This window comes from Shimia ponticola (assembly GCF_007995215.1).
GTDB lineage: Bacteria > Pseudomonadota > Alphaproteobacteria > Rhodobacterales > Rhodobacteraceae > Shimia_B > Shimia_B ponticola.
In genome coordinates, this window is record NZ_VCDK01000006.1 from 131,888 (window position 1) to 149,679 (window position 17,792).

Annotated in this window: 16 protein-coding genes; 9 read left to right on the forward strand and 7 right to left on the reverse strand. The window is 60.3% G+C overall.

Features of this window, described 5'->3' with window-relative positions:
- Positions 1-140 precede the first annotated feature (140 nt).
- Complete coding sequence (locus FE702_RS14175) at positions 141-1,067, reverse strand: ABC transporter ATP-binding protein (RefSeq protein WP_147126981.1); 927 nt, start codon at positions 1,065-1,067, stop codon at positions 141-143.
- A gap of 140 nt (positions 1,068-1,207) precedes the next feature.
- Here FE702_RS14175 and FE702_RS14180 point away from each other — a divergent pair, with 140 nt between their 5' ends.
- Positions 1,208-1,429, forward strand: coding sequence for a zinc-finger domain-containing protein (locus FE702_RS14180; protein ID WP_147126982.1), 222 nt, complete (start codon positions 1,208-1,210; stop codon positions 1,427-1,429).
- A 103-nt stretch (positions 1,430-1,532) separates the two neighbouring features.
- A complete protein-coding gene (polA, locus tag FE702_RS14185) occupies positions 1,533-4,331 on the forward strand; it encodes a DNA polymerase I (RefSeq protein WP_147126983.1) in 2,799 nt (932 codons plus the stop codon).
- 123 nt (positions 4,332-4,454) lie between these two features.
- On the opposite strand, the gene FE702_RS14190 is transcribed toward polA, so the two are convergent.
- The 3 genes from FE702_RS14190 to FE702_RS14200 all read right to left on the reverse strand — a co-directional run bounded on the left by FE702_RS14190 (position 4,455) and on the right by FE702_RS14200 (position 7,307).
- Positions 4,455-5,264: a hypothetical protein gene (locus FE702_RS14190; RefSeq protein WP_147126984.1), complete on the reverse strand. Its 810-nt coding sequence runs from the start codon at positions 5,262-5,264 to the stop codon at positions 4,455-4,457.
- Positions 5,265-5,481: 217 nt separating this feature from the next.
- On the reverse strand, positions 5,482-6,099 hold the full coding sequence (locus FE702_RS14195) for a DUF1826 domain-containing protein (protein WP_255449698.1): 618 nt from the start codon (positions 6,097-6,099) through the stop codon (positions 5,482-5,484).
- On the reverse strand, positions 6,096-7,307 hold the full coding sequence (locus FE702_RS14200; protein WP_147126985.1) for a GTP-binding protein: 1,212 nt from the start codon (positions 7,305-7,307) through the stop codon (positions 6,096-6,098). Before FE702_RS14200 ends, FE702_RS14195 begins: the two co-directional genes overlap by 4 nt.
- 112 nt (positions 7,308-7,419) lie before the next feature.
- Between FE702_RS14200 and FE702_RS14205 the strand changes: the two genes are divergently transcribed.
- The 3 genes from FE702_RS14205 to FE702_RS14215 are packed head-to-tail and all read left to right on the forward strand — an operon-like array spanning position 7,420 to position 9,297.
- Positions 7,420-7,959, forward strand: a complete 540-nt coding sequence (locus FE702_RS14205; protein ID WP_147126986.1) for a pseudouridine synthase — start codon at positions 7,420-7,422, stop codon at positions 7,957-7,959.
- Complete coding sequence (locus FE702_RS14210) at positions 7,959-8,741, forward strand: crotonase/enoyl-CoA hydratase family protein (protein WP_186827098.1); 783 nt, start codon at positions 7,959-7,961, stop codon at positions 8,739-8,741. Before FE702_RS14205 ends, FE702_RS14210 begins: the two co-directional genes overlap by 1 nt.
- Complete coding sequence (locus tag FE702_RS14215) at positions 8,734-9,297, forward strand: YdeI/OmpD-associated family protein (RefSeq protein WP_147126988.1); 564 nt, start codon at positions 8,734-8,736, stop codon at positions 9,295-9,297. Before FE702_RS14210 ends, FE702_RS14215 begins: the two co-directional genes overlap by 8 nt.
- Here the strand turns inward: FE702_RS14215 and FE702_RS14220 are convergent.
- The 3 genes from FE702_RS14220 to FE702_RS14230 all read right to left on the reverse strand — a co-directional run bounded on the left by FE702_RS14220 (position 9,294) and on the right by FE702_RS14230 (position 11,019).
- Complete coding sequence (locus FE702_RS14220) at positions 9,294-9,515, reverse strand: DUF2798 domain-containing protein (protein WP_147126989.1); 222 nt, start codon at positions 9,513-9,515, stop codon at positions 9,294-9,296. The genes FE702_RS14215 and FE702_RS14220 overlap by 4 nt on opposite strands.
- A 95-nt stretch (positions 9,516-9,610) precedes the next feature.
- Complete coding sequence (locus tag FE702_RS14225) at positions 9,611-10,360, reverse strand: hydroxypyruvate isomerase family protein (protein WP_147126990.1); 750 nt, start codon at positions 10,358-10,360, stop codon at positions 9,611-9,613.
- 62 nt (positions 10,361-10,422) lie between these two features.
- Positions 10,423-11,019: a DUF1285 domain-containing protein gene (locus FE702_RS14230; RefSeq protein ID WP_147126991.1), complete on the reverse strand. Its 597-nt coding sequence runs from the start codon at positions 11,017-11,019 to the stop codon at positions 10,423-10,425.
- Positions 11,020-11,061: 42 nt separating this feature from the next.
- On the opposite strand from FE702_RS14230, the gene FE702_RS14235 reads away from it, so the two are divergent.
- The 4 genes from FE702_RS14235 to FE702_RS14250 are packed head-to-tail and all read left to right on the forward strand — an operon-like array spanning position 11,062 to position 17,790.
- Complete coding sequence (locus FE702_RS14235) at positions 11,062-12,102, forward strand: AAA family ATPase (RefSeq protein WP_255449699.1); 1,041 nt, start codon at positions 11,062-11,064, stop codon at positions 12,100-12,102.
- Positions 12,102-12,968 carry a DUF58 domain-containing protein gene (locus tag FE702_RS14240; protein WP_430303252.1) on the forward strand — a complete coding sequence of 289 codons (867 nt, stop codon included), beginning with the start codon at positions 12,102-12,104 and terminating at the stop codon, positions 12,966-12,968. Before FE702_RS14235 ends, FE702_RS14240 begins: the two co-directional genes overlap by 1 nt.
- Entirely contained in the window at positions 12,968-15,748 is a 2,781-nt protein-coding gene (locus FE702_RS14245; protein ID WP_147126993.1) for a DUF4159 domain-containing protein, read from the forward strand. The genes FE702_RS14240 and FE702_RS14245 overlap by 1 nt, the downstream gene beginning before the upstream one ends.
- On the forward strand, positions 15,745-17,790 hold the full coding sequence (locus FE702_RS14250) for a hypothetical protein (RefSeq protein WP_147126994.1): 2,046 nt from the start codon (positions 15,745-15,747) through the stop codon (positions 17,788-17,790). Before FE702_RS14245 ends, FE702_RS14250 begins: the two co-directional genes overlap by 4 nt.
- Positions 17,791-17,792 lie beyond the last annotated feature (2 nt).

The window sequence follows — 17,792 nt, forward strand, 5'->3', positions numbered from 1 at the left end:
TGTTGGGTGGTCCCGCCCGCCTCCCTCTTCGCCAGCTTCTGCTGGCTGTGACCTGAGGGGGCGCGCTTCGCGCGCGATTGGCCGTTCCGGCCAACCCTGCGGGGCGAGTATTTCTAAAACATAGAAGGACCAGGTACGCGTCAGGCGGCGCGTGTCAGGTTCAGGAAGACGTCTTCCAGGTCGGCTTGTTCCGTGCGGATATCACGGATCTGAAGGCCAGCTGCGCGCACGGTATCAAGAATGGCGTCAGGCGTTGTATCCGTTTGCCGGTAGGTGAAGCATAGCGCGCCGTCGTCGCGGGTTTCGAGCGTCACGCCCGCGGGCGGTGTGACGTCGCCCTGACCGGTCGTGGTCAAAACGAGGGTTTTGCTGTCGAGCCGCGACAAAAGCCTCGGCGTGCTGTCCTGCACGATGATCTCACCCTGATTGAGAATAGCGATTTCATCGCACATTTCCTCGGCTTCTTCGAGGTAGTGCGTCGTCAGGATGATGGTCGTGCCCTGTTCATTCAGCTTGCGGACATTGGCCCAGAGCATCTGGCGCAACTCGATGTCGACGCCGGCGGTCGGCTCGTCGAGAACGAGGACCTGGGGTTGATGGACCAGCGCCTTGCCCAAAAGGAGCCGGCGACGCATGCCGCCCGAGAGGGAACGTGCATAGGCGTCTGCCTTATCCGTCAGCCCGACCATTTCAAGAATTTCATCGGTGCGGCGTTTGCTTTTCGGGATGCCGTAAAGGCCTGCCTGCACCTCAAGCGAGGCGCGAGGCGTGAAGAAGGCATCCAGATTGAGTTCCTGCGGCATGACGCCGATCGCGGCGCGTGATTGACGCGGATTCTTATCCTGATCAAAGCCCCAGATGCGGACCTGTCCGGTGGTTTTGAGAACAAGGCCCGCGAGGATGTTAATCAAAGTGGATTTGCCCGCACCGTTCGGACCGAGCAGCCCAAAGATCGAGCCTGCAGGGATGTTGAGATCGACCGATTTCAACGCTTCTTTCGGGGGCTGCCCCGCGCTGGAGGCGTAGGTTTTGCGAAGGCCAGAGATTTCGATGGCGTGTTGCGACATGGTCTGAAAGCTCTTCGCTTGTTTCGGGCGGCGGGGCTGCGACCCCTTTTCCATAGACGGCAGAGCCGGGTATGTTAAAGCGCATCTAATCCGCCAGCCAATCCGGGACAAGGAACCGGACGCATCAAAGAGGCCCGTACATGACCACTCCAACCGCTATCACTCCGCCGGAATATGAAATCGTGTCCGCATGGCGCGTGGCCTGTGATGGAGGTGAGGGGGCATTGGGTCACCCGCGCGTGTATCTGTCGCTGAGCCGCGAGACGGGCTATGTCGAGTGCAACTACTGCGACAAGCTTTATGTCCACGAAAGCCGCGCTGATGAAGTACTGGCCGCCTTCGGGATCAAAGACCCGGCCTGATCGCTCGTCGCACGTCTAGATGATTTCTTTGTCCAGGGGGTTCTGGGCAAGGCGCGCGCCCTATGTCACAAGTCGGGTCTGAACACGGCAAAAGGGGCGCGACATGGCAGATGGCGGTTTCGGCAAAGGGCATCACCTGCATCTGATTGATGGATCTGCGTTCATCTTTCGCGCCTACCACGCGTTGCCACCTCTGACGCGGAAGTCGGATGGCTTGCCCATCGGGGCCGTCAGCGGGTTTTGCAATATGCTGCACCGCTACGTCGAAGGGAACACAGGCCCTGACGCGCCAACCCATGTGGCTGTGATCTTTGACAAGGGCAGCCACACGTTCCGCAACGATATGTACGATCAGTACAAGGCGAACCGGGATGAGATGCCTGAGGACCTGCGCCCACAAATCCCGCTGACGCGCGAAGCGACCATTGCCTTCAACATCGCTTGCGAAGAGATGGAAGGATATGAGGCCGACGATATTATTGCGACCCTCGCCGTGCAGGCGCGTGAGCGCGGCGGGCGGGTAACAATCATTTCCTCGGACAAAGACCTGATGCAGTTAGTGGGCGGCGGCGTGGAAATGCTCGACGCCATGAAAAACCGTCGGATCGACAGCGAAGGCGTGGTCGAGAAATTCGGCGTGGGGCCGGAGCGTGTCGTGGATGTGCAGGCTCTGGCGGGGGACAGCGTTGACAACGTGCCGGGCGCTCCTGGAATTGGGATCAAGACCGCCGCCTTGTTGATCAACGAGTACGGATCGCTTGAGGACCTGCTCGACCGTGCGGAAGAGATCAAGCAGCCCAAGCGCCGTCAGACGTTGATTGACCATCGCGAACAGATCGAACTGTCGAAACGGCTGGTGCAACTGGACTGCGAAACGCCTCTGGAATTCACGCTTGAGGACCTCGAGGTCAAAGAGCCGGATATGGATGCCCTCATGGGCTTCCTGACCAAGATGGAGTTCCGCACCCTGACCCGCCGCATCGCGGATCAGAAGGGGATTGAGGCTCCGGTGATCGAGGAACCCGCCGCAGCGGCTGAACCCGATACCGTGGAAATGCCCGCCATCAACCCCGAGGCCTATGAGACGGTCCGCGACGCAGCCGCGCTGCAGGTCTGGATCGACCGGATTTACGAGCGCGGCTACGTGGCCGTCGACACCGAAACCACAGGTCTGAACGACATGCGTGCGGACCTCGTTGGTGTGTGCCTGTGTGTTGAGGCGGGGCAGGCGTGCTACGTGCCGCTGGCGCACCGAGCGGGTGGAGATGACCTCTTTGGGGGCAGCGATCTGGCCCAAGGGCAGATGCCGATGGACGAGGCGCTCGCCATGCTGAAACCGATGCTTGAGGACCCTGCGATCCTCAAGATCGGGCAGAACATGAAATACGACGCCAAGATCTTTGCCCGCAATGACATCACCGTCGCGCCGATCGAAGACACAATGCTGATGTCCTATGCGCTGAATGCTGGCACGCATAACCACGGCATGGACATCTTGTCGGAACGCTATCTGGGCCACCAGCCGATCCCGATCAAGACGCTGCTGGGGTCCGGGAAATCGGCGATCACGTTCGACCTTGTTCCCATCGACGAGGCCACGAAATACGCCGCCGAAGATGCCGACATCACTCTGCGCCTGTGGCAGACGTTCAAGCCGATGCTGCATCGGTCCAAGGTGACGACGGTCTATGAGACTTTGGAGCGGCCCATGGTGTCGGTGCTGTCCAAGATGGAGATGGACGGCATCAAGGTCGACCGCGATACGCTGTCCCGGATGTCCAACGCCTTTGCCCAGAAGATGGCGGGGCTGGAGGCCGAAATCCATGAGCTGGCGGGGGAAACATTCAACGTTGGCTCGCCCGCTCAGTTGGGTGAAATCCTTTTTGGCAAGATGGAACTGCCCGGCGGCAAGAAGGGCAAGACCGGCAAGTATTCGACCGGGGCCGACATCCTCGAGGACCTTGCCACGGAACACGACCTGCCGCGCCGCGTGCTGGACTGGCGGCAGCTTTCGAAACTGAAATCGACCTATACTGACGCGCTGCAGGATCACATTCACCCGGATACGGGCCGCGTGCACACGTCTTACTCCATCGCGGGGGCCAACACCGGTCGTCTGGCGTCCACGGATCCCAACCTGCAAAACATCCCGATCCGGACCGAGGAAGGTCGCCGCATCCGCGAGGCCTTTGTCGCGGACGAGGGCAAGACGCTGGTCGCGCTCGACTACAGCCAGATCGAACTGCGAATCCTCGCCCACATCGCGGATATTCCCGAGCTGAAACAGGCCTTTGCCGAAGGCATCGACATTCACGCGATGACGGCCAGCCAGATGTTCAACGTGCCACTGGAGGACATGACCCCAGACGTCCGCCGTCAGGCCAAGGCGATCAACTTTGGGGTCATCTACGGCATCTCGGGCTTTGGCCTCGCTCGCAACCTGCGCATCCCAAGGGCCGAGGCGCAGGCATTCATCGACACCTATTTCGAACGCTTCCCCGGCATCCGCACCTACATGGATGACACGGTGGCCTTTGCGAAGGAAAACCTGCGCGTTGAAACCCTCTTTGGTCGCCGCATCCACACGCCCGAGATCAACGCCAAAGGCCCCACCGCAGGTTTCGCCAAACGCGCCGCCATCAACGCCCCGATCCAAGGCACCGCCGCCGACATCATCCGCCGCGCCATGATCCGCATGCCCAAAGCAATTGAGGGTCTGCCCGCCAAGATGCTGCTGCAGGTCCACGACGAACTGTTGTTCGAGGTCGAGGATGGGGCTGTGGATGAGTTGATCGGCGTGGCGCGCGAGGTGATGGAGGGGGCGGCTATGCCGGTGGTGAAGATTGATGTGCCGCTGGTGGTGGATGCAGGGTCAGGGGCGAATTGGGCGGAGGCGCATTAGGGGCGATTGATGTCAGCTTTGCGGACGAAGCTGACGTTCGCAATATCCGGCTAGACGTCTGCTCTTACGTTTGATGCGAAACATCTACACTATCGAGAGCTTCAAACAGAAAGGCCGTACTTTCTATTTCACTTTGTGAAAGACCATGTTCGTTCCTGACACACCGGTAGCGTATAGGTGCCCCGATTTAAGAAGGTAATCGATGTAGTCGTCGACGAACTCACGGCCCAAATAAATTCTAATCGGTACCGGCAAACCGATTGCCCCATACATCTCAAGTATCAGGGCCGCTCCAGAAGGCCTACCTCTTACACCTGCTAACTCATTGATCGTATCCCGAAGCCGGTCTTCAAACTCGATTTCTCCAAGGCTCTCCTCATCACGAAATACTTGAAGCAAAAGGCGACTGATCTGGCGATCCCTTGTTAGGTTTCTATTGATATCATCCATTCGGGATGACACCTCGCCGGACCTTCGGTTGGCCATAAAGGCAAAAAACGCAAAAATCGCCGAAAGAAGCATGAGCGTCTGACTGTAGAGAGCTACATCGGCCACCGAAGGCAGGAGATCCATTAGATTCTCTTTACCAAAGGCGAGTGCCGCAGATGCCGCGCTCAATAAGCCCGTAAGGTCTCGTGTGCCCTTAATTCGGTTGATTGAACGTCTTTCGATGGCGCTGAAGGAGTCTCGTATTTCGTCCTTGGCATCGTTGATTTCAACTAATTCGTTTTGTCTGGCTGAAATGGCTGCCAACTCTTTGGCCAAAGCGGGAACAAGCTCTCTACTGCCGCTTTCATGCGCAAGGAGCGTGTCGCGGGCCACATTCAAGTCTAGCAAAAGCGCCTCAAAATCCCCATTTTCCCGAACTTCTTTAACCCGGTTAACGTATGCAGTTTTCACTGTTTCGGGGTCCAATTGACCTTCAATCTGCAATTTTGTTCTAGCGGTATCTATGTCCAAGTTTTCAATCCACGGAAGTCAATTCGGTTTAGTTCCGAACAGTCGGAAGGCCGACAACCCTAAGAGGACATTGGCTGCGAAGCGGAGACATTGCAAGTTGGGCTCAGAACAGTCAACCGATGCAATTGCTAAGTGGTTTCATTACAAACGGCGTATGCTTTGAAGTGCTAAGTACCGAAGCCACCCAGCCTCAAACCACCGGATCAACCACCAACAGCAACCGTGTCTCCCCACTCCCCTCAATCACGGGAGACCGGTGCCGCAAATTCGCCGGTGGGATTTCGGGCCAAAGTGACCCGCGCAAGGCCAGCGGTGCGCCGGTTGGCGTGGTGCGGGCGTTGGTTGGCTCGGCTCCGTCCACCGCATTGCCAACTTGCGTACCCGTCCCGCGATAGGTGCAGATGAGGCGGGCGAAGATGGAGTCGATGTGCCAGCGGCGGCAGGCGTTGGTGGTGACGACGTCTAGGCGCAGGCGGATGTAGTCTGCGACCATGTTCGTAGCGAAGGTTTCCGACAGTTGGTTAATGTCGGCCTCTAGCCACGTGCGTTCGGGGCAGTCTGGCGTGCCTGCCATTTCGCAGAGTTGCGCCACCGTCTCGGCCACTGCGTTCGGGCGCAGGGTGACTCGGGCGCTGGGCAGGTGTTTGGGGTCGAGTGCGGCGAGCCAGTTCATCACGTTGGCCGGGACCTCGCGCTGCCACAAGGCACCCGCACAATGCGGGTCGGATAGCCGTTCCAGCGCTGTGATATCCTCCCCAACCTCGAGGCCGGGGAGGGTGTGGTTTTGGGCGGCCTGCAGCAGGCTCACGCGGCTTCGTCCGCGCGGCGCCAGCCGGGGAACGGGTCTGGATAGTCGGGGAGGTCATCGGGTCCGCTGGCCGCGACGGCAGGCACGAGGCAGGCGTCGAGTTTGGCTTTCAATGCGGGCCAGTCGATGCCGGCACCGATGAACACAATCTCCTGACGGCGGTCGCCCCATGGCTCTTGCCAGTGCTCATTGAGATAAGCCTGCGCCTGTGGAGTGTCGGGGCGGCGTTCCTCTGGCACGGTGGCCCACCACTGACCCAGCGGTGAGACGGAGGACAGCGCGCCTGCGAGCGAGAACTCCGCCACCCATTCAGGGCGCGTGGCAATCCAGAAATGCCCCTTGGCGCGGATCACGCCGGGCAGGTCGCCATTCAGCGTCTCCATGATCTTTTCCGGGATAAACGGCGCGCGGGCGCGGTAGACAAACGACGCTACGCCATACTCTTCGGTCTCCGGCACGTGGTCGGCAAAGCCATACAGCTCTTTGGCCCACATCGGGTGTTCATGCGCCTTCTCGAAATCGAACAAGCCTGTGTCGAGGATCTTTTCAGCGGCCACCTCGGAGTGGTTTGTCTCGATGATTTCGCAATCGGCGTTCAGGCTGCGGATGATCTTGCGCGCGGCATCGGTTTTCTCCGGCCCCGCATCGGCGACCTTGTTCAGGATCACCACGTCAGCAAACTCGATCTGATCGGTCAGCAGGTGGACGAGCGTGCGGTCGTCTTCGTCTCCCATGCTTTCGCCCCGGTCGGACAGGAAATCATGGCTGGAAAAGTCGTTAAGCAGGTTCACCGAGTCAACGACGGTGACCATCGTATCAAGTCGCGAGACGTCGGAGAGGCTTTGCCCATCTTCGTCGCGGAAATCGAAGGTCGCGGCGACGGGCAGCGGCTCGGAGATGCCTGTCGACTCAATTAGGAGGTAGTCGAACCGACCCTCCATCGCGAGACGGCGGACCTCAGCCAGAAGGTCATCGCGCAGAGTGCAGCAGATGCAGCCGTTGGACATCTCAACCAGCGTTTCATCGGTGCGCGACAGTTCCGTATTTGCGTTCACAAGGTCGGCGTCGATGTTCACCTCGCTCATGTCATTGACGATCACAGCAACCTTGCGGCCTTCGCGGTTGTTCAAAACACGGTTCAGGAGAGTGGTCTTACCAGCGCCAAGAAAGCCGGACAGAACAGTAACGGGGAGGCGGGTATCGGTCATGGGCGGCTCCTTGCGGTGGCTGTGGGAGGATTTGTTATGTTATAACATTATATACTGCAAGCGCGTTTCCAAAGGTCTGGATCAAGCCGCATCGCGGGCGTAGGTCACTGGCATGATCCTGATCTTCAACAAACCCATGAACGTGCTGTCCCAATTCACCGATGAAGGGAAATGGCCGGGGCTGGCACGCTATATTGACCAGCCGGGGGTGTATGCGGCGGGGCGTCTGGACCGCGATTCGGAGGGGCTGCTGGTGCTGACAGATGACGGGCGGCTGCAGGCACGTATCGCCAATCCGAAGTTCAAGCTGCCCAAGACCTATTGGGTGCAGGTCGAAGGCGTACCGGACGACGTCGCTTTGCAGACCCTTGCTGCCGGCGTTGATCTGAACGACGGGCGCACACGACCGGCCAAAGCAAGGTTGATCGAACCGCCCGATGTGTGGGATCGCGACCCGCCGATCCGCGTGCGCAAATCGGTGCCAGATAGCTGGGTCGAACTGACCATCAGTGAGGGTAAGAACCGGCAGGTGCGGCGTATGACGGCGGCGGTGGGGCACCCGACGCTACGTTTGGTGCGCGTGGCTATTGGGCCTTGGAGCCTTGGTCGCCTACAACCGGGGGAATGGATCACGACAACTGTGAGGCCCTGATGATCGAGACCACCATCACCGACGACATTGCGCAGGTCACCTTGGCGCGGCCCGAAAAGAAAAACGCACTGGCGTTTGAGATGTTTGATGCGCTGACGAAGGCGGCACGAGATCTGGCCAACACGGATGGCCTTCGGGCCGTGGTTATCTCGGGTCAGGGCGGCGCGTTTTGCGCCGGGCTGGACCTCGGCACGATGCAGTCGATGGCGACCAAGATGGACGAAGTGAAGGCGTCCTTGACCGAGGTCGACGCGACTGGCGCGAACCGGTTTCAAAGCCCGGTGACCGCATGGGCGCATGTTCCGGTTCCGGTGATTGCTGCGGTGGATGGCGTATGTCTCGGCGCGGGGATGCAACTGGCGCTGGGCTGCGATTTCCGTGTGGTGCATCCTGACACGCAGATGAGTGTGATGGAGGCCAAATGGGGCCTTGTGCCGGATATGGGCATCACACAAAGCCTGCCGAAACTTATGCGTGCGGATCAAGCGAAGCTGTTGATCATGTCGGCGCGTACTTTCTCGGGGTCCGAGGCAGCGGGCATGGGGCTGGTCACAGAACTGTCTGACACGCCGATGGATGCGGCTATGGCCATCGCGCATGATCTCGCGACCCGGTCGCCTCAGTCGCTCGCCGGAGGCAAGGCGCTGGTCGAACGTGCATGGGGCGGTGGACCTGATGCGCTCGCGCTGGAGGCCGCGTTGCAGCGCGACTTGATCGGATCGCCGAACCAGATCGAGTCCGTGATGGCCAACATGCAAAAACGGGCTCCCAAGTTTGGCTGAGTTTGAAGAGGTCGAGGTGAAGTCACGCGCGGAGTTGCGTGATTGGCTTGCTGCGCACCATGCAAAGGCTGGTACGGCGTGGCTGGTTTATTTCAAGAAGCACACGGATCACTACCTCAGCGTGGACGACATCGTCTCGGAACTGCTGTGTTGGGGGTGGGTCGATAGTGTGACACGCGGCGTGGATGCAGACCGTACATCCATACGCATCTCGCCGCGCAATCCAAAATCCGCATGGTCAGCCGTCAACAAACGCAAGATCGCCGAAAACCGCGCATTAGGTCTGATGCAGCCCGCCGGAGAGAGGATGGTCAAAATCGCCGAAGACAATGGCATGTGGGTGTTTCTGGATGATGTCGAACGTCTGGAGGTGCCAGATGATTTGGCGGCTGTGCTTGGCGCGCTTCGTGCGGTTTGGGATGACTATCCGCGCAACGTGAAACGTGGAACGCTGGAGTGGATCAAAACCGCTAAGCGTGTGGACACGCGGGCCAAGCGTATTGCGTCCGTCGTCGAGGACGCTGCGCAGGGATTGCGACCGCGCAATATGCGCTAGACGGTCATCCGTTCCACGATTTTGCGGGCCAGTGGTGCCACGACCAGAACAACCGGAAACGCCACCGCCCAGCTGGTCAGCCAGTTGCCGCCCCAAAGGCCCAAAAAGGCTTCAGTCAAACCGACCGTGCGCACGGTCGAAAGGCCCGACACAATGAGCGACATCAGGCCGGACAGGACAAACCCGAAGGCAACTGGAGCAAAGCGTTTGGGGATCATGGTGTGATTTTCTGTGTGCCTGTGTCTGAGGGGGCGTGAACACCCTCCCTACGGATTCTATTGTAGGTGCCGTGATTTCACGCACCGTCGTGTCGTTACTTCATCCAAGCAAGGCCATCTTCTGTCTGGCCCGCAGGTTTGTATTCGCCTGCGATCCAGCCTTTGTAGCCAACGGCGTCAAGCATCTCGAAAAACGCTGGGTGGTCAAATGGCTCGCTCCCGGGTTCGTGCCTGTCGTCACCATTACCAACCTGAATATGCGTGACACGCGCGCCGTGTGCCTCCCAGGTTGCGGTCACGTCACCGGTGATCTGATGGGCGTGGAACGTATCGAGTTGCAGGCCAAGGTTTGGTGCATTGACCGCATCGAGAATGTGCGCAGCCTGATCGTAGTCATGCAGAAAATAGCCGGGCATGGTCCCGCGATTGATCACCTCAATCGTCAATGGGAAACCTTGGGCGTGATCGGCGGCCCATTTGAGGTTCTCGATGAAGCAGGCCTCAGCTTCGGGGCCCTCGGCTACGCCTGACATGATGTGCAGCATCTGGGGCTTCAGCACACTGGCATAGCGCAGCACGCGCTCGAAATCCTTGCGGAACCGTGCCAGTTGCTCTGGCACGGCGGCCCAGCCCTGTTCCCCGCCGGTGTAGTTCGGCGGCGGACTGTTGATCAGCACCATCTCCAGACCGTGCAGAGCTACTTCATCCCGCAATTCCTGCGCATTGAGATCGTAGGGAAAGAGAACCTCCACACCCGTGAACCCGGCCTCGGCGGCCGCGCCGACACGTTCGATCATGGGACGGTCGGTAAAGAGCCATGTCAGGTTGGCAGCAAACTTGGGCATGGAAGGTGTCCGGTCTTATTGGCAAGCCACAGCGTTCGATCACGCCCCGCAGAGTACGTCAATCAGGCTTGGTCCAGCTCATCCGCAGGGATGATCGGAAAGAACACACCGCCAGACCAAACGCCGAACCAGTCAGTGCCGTCGTGCGGTTCGACCGTGCCGATATCGACCAGCCGGTAAAAGCTTTTGCGGTCGATCAATGCCTCAAGATTGGCACGCATCAGGATGTAGGGCGACGGCTCCCCTGTCTCGGGGTCGCGCACAACGCGGATCGGGTGCTCTTCTCCGGCTGTTGCGGCGTCATCAACATGGGTGTGAAACGTCAGCTTCTGCTCGGCGCCTTCCCCGTGGACTTCAAAGTCCAGCGCGACAAAGGGGGCGTCATCCACGGTGATCCCGACCTTCTCAACCGGCGTGACCAGAAAATACTTGTCGCCGTCCTTGCGCAGGATCGACGAGAACAGTTTGACCAGCCCCGGACGGCCAATTGGGGTGCCGAGGTAAAACCACGTCCCGTCGCGTGCAATGCGCATATCAAGATCGCCACAGAACGGTGGATTCCACAGGTGAACCGGAGGATGCCCTTTCTTTGGGCTCGCCGCCCGCACTGAAGCCGCGAGGCTCTCTGCTGACGGGGTCGTGATGTTTTCGGCTGTCATTGTTTTTGCCATCCTGCCCTGAAAGGTTACGTTGATCGATATATGAACGACGCGGAGTTTGTCATGCCCGAGCTTTCCGAGGCCACCACCGATCTTGTTGCCGACATTGAGGCGCTGGGCGAAAAGCTGATTGCCGCCAAGCAGTCGATTGGCGCGCGCTTTATCGGACAAGACCGCGTGGTCGAACTTGTTCTGGCGTCGCTCGTGTCAGGAGGACATGCCTTGCTGATCGGTTTGCCGGGTCTCGGCAAAACGCGGCTGGTCGACACGTTGTCGGTAGTGATGGGGCTGAATGGCAACCGCGTACAGTTCACGCCAGACCTCATGCCAGCGGATATTCTTGGTTCAGAGGTGCTTGAGACAGCTAATGACGGCAGCCGTGCGTTCCGGTTCATTGAAGGCCCGGTCTTCTGCCAGCTGTTGATGGCTGACGAAATCAACCGTGCCTCGCCGCGGACGCAATCGGCGCTGCTGCAGGCGATGCAGGAAAAATCGGTGACCGTGGCCGGCGAAAGCCGCGCGTTGGGTGTCCCGTTTCACGTCTTGGCAACGCAGAACCCGCTGGAGCAGGAGGGCACCTATCCACTGCCAGAGGCGCAGCTGGACCGCTTCCTCGTTCAGATTGATGTGCCTTATCCGGACCGCGACACCGAACGCGACATCCTGATCGCTACAACAGGTGTGAACGAGGCGGAGTCATCGGCTGTGTTCACGGCGGACGAATTGCTGGCCGCGCAAACTTTGGTCCGTCGCATGCCGGTCGGGGACGCCGTTGTGGACATGATCCTTGATCTCGTGCGCGCCTTCCGCCCGGCCGAACCAGACGCACCGCAAATCGTGCGCGATAACGTGAGCTGGGGCCCCGGGCCACGGGCCGCGCAGGCCTTGATGCTCACTGTTCGTGCGCAGGCATTGCTACATGGTCGCCTCGCGCCGAGTGCGGAGGACGTGATTGCCATGGCCCGTCCAGTGCTCAGCCACCGGATGGCGTTGTCTTTCGCAGCCCGCGCGCGTGGCGCGGATCTGGGTGCCATTATTGACGACGTCACCGCTGGTGTTACCCGGAGCGAGGCGGCCGCGTGATCCAAACCCCCGCGCATTTGCGTGCCGAGGCCGAAGGGCTATCGGCGCCGTTCCCTGACCTTCTGGCTGCGGCAGAGCATCTTGCTTCGACCGTTTTGCTTGGGGATCACGGGCGTCGCGCAGCGGGCATGGGCGATGCCTTCTGGCAATTTCGACCGGCGCAACCGGGCGACCCGCTCCGACGGATCGACTGGCGACGCTCGGCGCGCGGCGATGAGCAGTTCGTGCGCGAACGCGAATGGCAAATCGCCCAATCGGTCATCCTTTGGATAGATCAGGCGGCGTCGATGGGTTTCACCTCAGGAGACCACGACACCAAGCTTGCGCGGGCGCGGGTTCTTGGGCTTGCCGCGGCCATCCTATTGATCCGAGGGGGCGAGCGCGTTGGTCTCACCGGTTTTATATTGCCGCCACGTGCGGGCGAGGCCCAGATCGAACGGCTTGCCTCCGCGCTACTGACAGACACCGGCGATGACTTTGGTGAACCCGAGGCGCGGGGGATGCTGCCGCATTCGCGCGCATTGTTCATCTCGGATTTCATGGGCGACCCAGCCCCGGTTGAAGCCGCCTTGGCCAAAGCCGCAGATCGCGGCGTTGGCGGTGCGCTTTTGATGGTGCTCGACCCCGAGGAAGAAGCCTTTCCCTATGACGGGCGCACGATCTTTGAGTCGATGGCTGGGCGAGTATCGCATGAGACACTGAAAGCCGGTGACCTGCGAGGTCGATATCTGGAACGGCTCGCGGATCGCAAAGACCTGCTGCAGGGCTGGGCACGCGCCGCTGGGTGGCAGTTCGATGTTCATCACACAAATGACAGCGCGCACGCCGCGCTTCTGTGGCTCTTTGGCGCGATGGAGCGGGTCTGATGTGGTCAATCGGTCCTGTCGGGTTCGCGGCTCCATGGCTGCTGGTGGCCCTCGCGGCCTTGCCAATACTGTGGCTGATCCTGCGTGCGGTGCCGCCTGCACCGATCCGGCGCCGCTTTCCCGGGGTCGCTTTATTACTGGGCCTTACGGATGACGAAACACAGACCGACCGCACGCCGTGGTGGTTGCTCTTGCTCAGGATGTTGGCGGTTGCTGCCGCGATCATTGGCTTTGCTGGGCCGGTTCTGAACCCGCAAGATCGCCAGCCGGGCACAGGGCCTCTTCTTGTTCTTCTCGATGGAAGCTGGGGCGAAGCGGCGGATTGGTCGGCGCGGATGGAACGCGTTGATGCACTTCTGGCCGAGGCAGCGCGTGATGGCCGGACTGTAGCGATGGTATCACTGACCGATGATCGCAGCGACGCTATCGAGTTCTTGGCGGCGGATGCGTGGCGCAGTCGTTTGCCCGGTTTTGCGCCGCAACCATGGCAACCGAACGCAGACGCCCACACCACGTTTCTGACGCGCATTGCTGATCTCGATGATTTCGACACCTTCTGGATGTCGGATGGTTTGCAACGTGATGTGCGCGCAGACGTGCTGACTGAGCTTGAAGCCAAGGGTGATGTCACAGTTTTCGAAAGCGCGCGTCCGCTCTATGCCTTGCAGCCGGTTGAATTCGTAGATGGGGCCGTTGCAGTGACGGCTCTACGCCGCGACCCCGGCGCAGAGACTGAAATCAGCGTAAGCGCCTATGGTCGAGACCCGTCAGGTGTCGATCGCGCGCTCGCTGGTCTGACATTGGATTTTGCAGAAGGCGACACCACAGCCGAAGGTCAACTGAGCCTGCCGCCTGAATTGCGGAACCGCGTGACACGATTGTCCATTGGCGGTGCGCGGTCTGCTGGAGCAGTGACGTTGACTGATGACGGATTAAAACGTCGCGAAGTCGCCTTGATTGCAGGACGCGAAGACCGAGAGGGGCTGGAGCTCTTGTCGCCTTTGCACTTCCTCGAACAGGCACTTGTCCCCACAGCTGACCTGATTGATGGCGCGATGTCGGATATCCTCTTGGCCAATCCAGACGTGATTATTCTTGCCGATGTGACCCAAGTGCCGGAAAGCGCGGATGTGCTGGAATGGGTGAACGATGGCGGCATGCTCTTGCGCTTTGCGGGCACGCGGCTGGCGGCGGCTGAGGTCGGACGCGGTGCGGAAGACCCACTTTTGCCCGTGCGCCTGCGCGTTGGCGGGCGAAGTGTCGGTGGCGCGATGAGTTGGGGAGAACCCAAGACCATCCGTGAATTCGGCCCGGAGTCCCCTTTCTTCGGCTTGCCTGTTCCGCAGGACGTGGCTGTCACGGCGCAGGTGATGGCCGAGCCTGACCCGACATTATCGGAGCGCACGATTGCGGCGCTGACGGATGGCACCCCCCTCGTGACACGCAAGCGGGTGGGGGACGGGCAGGTAGTGTTGTTCCATGTCACGGCTAACGCCGAATGGTCGTCTGTCCCGCTGTCTGGTCTTTTTGTGGCGATGCTTGAAAGGCTGGCGGTTGCCAATCGGTCTGCTCAACCCTCTGCCGAGGATCTGGAAGGCACGACTTGGGTCCCGCAGGTCCAACTCGATGGTTTTGGCGAGTTGGTCCCCGCCGGGACCAGCGCCGGAATCCCGGGTGAGACCTTGGCTGGTGGGGTGGCAGGCTCTGACCTGATTCCTGGCCTTTATGCGGGTGATGACCGCGCTCTGGCGGTCAATGCCGTGGCACGCGACACCGCCTTGGCGCGGCAGGTCTGGCCGGCGCGCATCCCGGTCGAAGGTTTGGCGGTGGATCGTGAAACCCCCTTGAAAGGATACGCTTTGGCTTTCGGTCTGGTCCTGCTGCTCGTGGACGTCTTTGCATCGCTGTTCTTGTCTGGACGGTTGAGTGGACCCCGTGCTCAAACCGCTGCGCTCGTTTTGGCCGCGCTGGTTTTCGCGCAACCGGCTGAGGCGCAGACGGTGTCATCCGACCAAGATCGTATCGACGCGCTGGCGCTTGCCGCGACGGCCGAAGTTGTTCTGGCCCATGTCGTGACGGGTGACAGGCAGGTTGATGACGTCACTGCCGCCGGATTGAGGGGCATCAGCCGGACGCTGTTCCAGCGGACCGCGATCGAGCCTGCCGACCCGATCGGTGTGAATATCGAAACCGACGAATTGTCGTTCTTCCCATTCTTGTACTGGCCCGTGACGGCCACGCAGCCCACGCCGAGCGCCGAAGCCTATGTCAAGCTCAACCGCTATCTGCGGGGCGGGGGAATGATCCTTTTCGATACCCGCGATGCCGAGGTGTCGCGCTTTGGGGCTAACAGCCCTGAGTCGCGCAAGCTGCGCGAACTGGCGGCTCCGCTTGATATTCCACCGCTTGCGCCCATTCCGCAGGACCATGTTCTGACGCGCGCGTTCTACCTGTTGCAGGACTTTCCGGGACGTGCCGCCGGAGCGGAAGTCTGGGTCGAAGCACCGCCAGCCGACGCCGAGCAGATCGAGGGCATGCCGTTCCGCAATCTCAATGACGGGGTGACCCCAGTGGTCCTTGGCGGAAATGACTGGGCCGCCGCATGGGCCATCGACCGCAATGGATCGTGGCTATATCCCGTTGGACGCGGCTTTGCCGGAGAACGCCAGCGCGAGATTTCGCTGCGCTTTGGCGTAAACCTCATCATGCATGTGCTGACTGGAAACTATAAGTCAGATCAGGTCCATGTGCCTGCTCTTTTGGATCGGTTGGGCCAATGACGGGAACAGTTGTTTTTGACCCGCTTTTGCCGTGGATCGCTGTGTGGGCGCTGCTTGCAATCGGGATCGGGATCGTCATCTTTGGCGCTTGGCGACATCTGTCTGGCTGGTGGCTGCGCGGGCTCGCAGTTCTTGCGCTTGTTGGGGCCATCGCGAATCCATCGCTTCAGCAGGAAGACCGTGATGGATTGTCGGATATCGTGCTGGCCATTGTCGATGAAACGGCGTCACAAACGCTTTCGGATCGGAGCCAGCAGTCGGCTTCCGCCCTCAGTGATCTTGAAGCCGAGGTAACAGCCTTGGGCGCAGAGTTGCGTGTGACCCGTTTGGCTGATGGAGAAGGTGATACCGGAACGGCCTTGTCCGGCGCGATTCAGCAAGCATTGGCCGATGCACCGATCGCCCGCGTTGCAGGTGTTTTCCTGATTACTGATGGTCGCGCGCACGATCTGGGGCCTGAGCTGAACGTGCCTGCGCCGCTGCACGTCCTCTTGACCGGACAGCCGGACGACTGGGATCGGCGGCTCTCCGTGCGGAACGCACCAGCGTTCGCCATCCTTGACGAAGAGGTCACGCTAACCCTTCGAGTGGATGATATTGGCGCGGCTCCTGATGGGGGGCTTGTACCGCTCGACGTGTCCATAGACGGCGGCGTGCCGCAGACCTTTCAGGTGCGCACGGGCGAAGACATTGAAGTGCCACTGGTTCTGCCCCACGGTGGTATGAATGTGTTGCAGTTTTCGACGCCCTTGGCCGAGGGGGAACTGACGGACCGCAACAACACCGCGATCGTCCAGATCAATGGTGTGCGGGACCGTCTGCGCGTGTTGTTGGTCTCTGGTGAACCGCACCCCGGAGAGCGCACATGGCGCAATCTGCTGAAGTCGGATGCCAGCGTCGATTTGGTTCATTTCACGATTCTGCGCCCCCCGGAAAAGCAGGACGGCGTACCGGTGTCGGAGCTGTCTTTGATCTCTTTCCCGACGCGCGAGCTGTTTCTGGAAAAGATCGAAGATTTCGATCTGATCATTTTTGACCGCTACAAACGACGCGGCATCCTGCCGTCCATCTACCTCGATAACGTGCGCCAGTATGTCGAAGATGGCGGGGCGGTTTTGATCGCAGCGGGGCCTGATTTTGCCACCGCAGACAGCCTCGCGCGGTCTCCGCTGGGCACCATCATCCCCGCGACCCCCACAGCCCGTGTGATCGAAGAAGGCTTCTCACCTCAGATCACCGATGTGGGCGCGCGGCATCCCGTGACCGAAGGGCTTGAGCGATATGCGCCAGCCGAAGGTTGGGGCCGTTGGTTCCGTCTGATCGATCTTGCGCCGAACGGCGGCGACGTCGTGATGTCAGGCATAGACGACCGGCCTTTGCTTGTTCTTGATCGGGTGGGTCAGGGGCGTCTGGCGCTCATGGCCTCAGATCATGCATGGCTCTGGGATCGGGGTTTTGAAGGTGGGGGACCGCAACTGGAATTGCTGCGCCGTCTCGCCCATTGGATGATGAAAGAACCCGAGCTTGAGGAAGAAGCGCTGAGCGCAACTGCCGAGGGGCAGACCATGACCATCATCCGCCGTACGCTTGGCGAAGAGGTCGGGTCCGTGACTGTCACAAATCCGGATGGAACGACACAAGACGTCCAGATGGAGCAGGTGTCGCCCGGGCGTTGGGAAGCGATCGTCGAAGGTCCTGAGATTGGGCTATACCGGTTGGCTCAGGGTGATTTTGATGCGGTGATCGCCCTTGGTCCGGCGGCCCCCCGCGAGTTTGTTGATACCATCGCCGATGCGTCGGCCTTGGCACCTTTGGTCGACGCTCGGCGCGGAGGTGTTCAGCCCATTGCCGCCGGCGCGCCTGATATTCGCACCATTCGTGAAGGTCGTCCTGCGGCTGGGCGCGGATGGCTCGGAATAACACCCCGCGCGGCCTATGTGACGACAGATGTGCGGATTAATCCGCTGATCCCGGCATGGGCGTTCCTGTTGCTGGCTTCTGTATTGATCGTGGGCGCGTGGGTGCGCGAAGGCCGCCGCTAGGG

Excerpts from the sequence above, each read along its gene's own strand:
- FE702_RS14205 (WP_147126986.1), top strand. The coding sequence starts at position 7,420 with ATGATCCTGATCTTCAACAAACCCATGAACGTGCTGTCCCAATTCACC.
- FE702_RS14235 (WP_255449699.1), top strand. The coding sequence starts at position 11,062 with ATGAACGACGCGGAGTTTGTCATGCCCGAGCTTTCCGAGGCCACCACC.
- FE702_RS14210 (WP_186827098.1), top strand. The coding sequence starts at position 7,959 with ATGATCGAGACCACCATCACCGACGACATTGCGCAGGTCACCTTGGCG.
- FE702_RS14200 (WP_147126985.1), bottom strand. The coding sequence starts at position 7,307 with ATGACCGATACCCGCCTCCCCGTTACTGTTCTGTCCGGCTTTCTTGGC.
- FE702_RS14225 (WP_147126990.1), bottom strand. The coding sequence starts at position 10,360 with ATGCCCAAGTTTGCTGCCAACCTGACATGGCTCTTTACCGACCGTCCC.
- FE702_RS14175 (WP_147126981.1), bottom strand. The coding sequence starts at position 1,067 with ATGTCGCAACACGCCATCGAAATCTCTGGCCTTCGCAAAACCTACGCC.
- FE702_RS14245 (WP_147126993.1), top strand. The coding sequence starts at position 12,968 with ATGTGGTCAATCGGTCCTGTCGGGTTCGCGGCTCCATGGCTGCTGGTG.
- FE702_RS14220 (WP_147126989.1), bottom strand. The coding sequence starts at position 9,515 with ATGATCCCCAAACGCTTTGCTCCAGTTGCCTTCGGGTTTGTCCTGTCC.
- FE702_RS14180 (WP_147126982.1), top strand. The coding sequence starts at position 1,208 with ATGACCACTCCAACCGCTATCACTCCGCCGGAATATGAAATCGTGTCC.
- FE702_RS14250 (WP_147126994.1), top strand. The coding sequence starts at position 15,745 with ATGACGGGAACAGTTGTTTTTGACCCGCTTTTGCCGTGGATCGCTGTG.
- polA (WP_147126983.1), top strand. The coding sequence starts at position 1,533 with ATGGCAGATGGCGGTTTCGGCAAAGGGCATCACCTGCATCTGATTGAT.
- FE702_RS14230 (WP_147126991.1), bottom strand. The coding sequence starts at position 11,019 with ATGACAGCCGAAAACATCACGACCCCGTCAGCAGAGAGCCTCGCGGCT.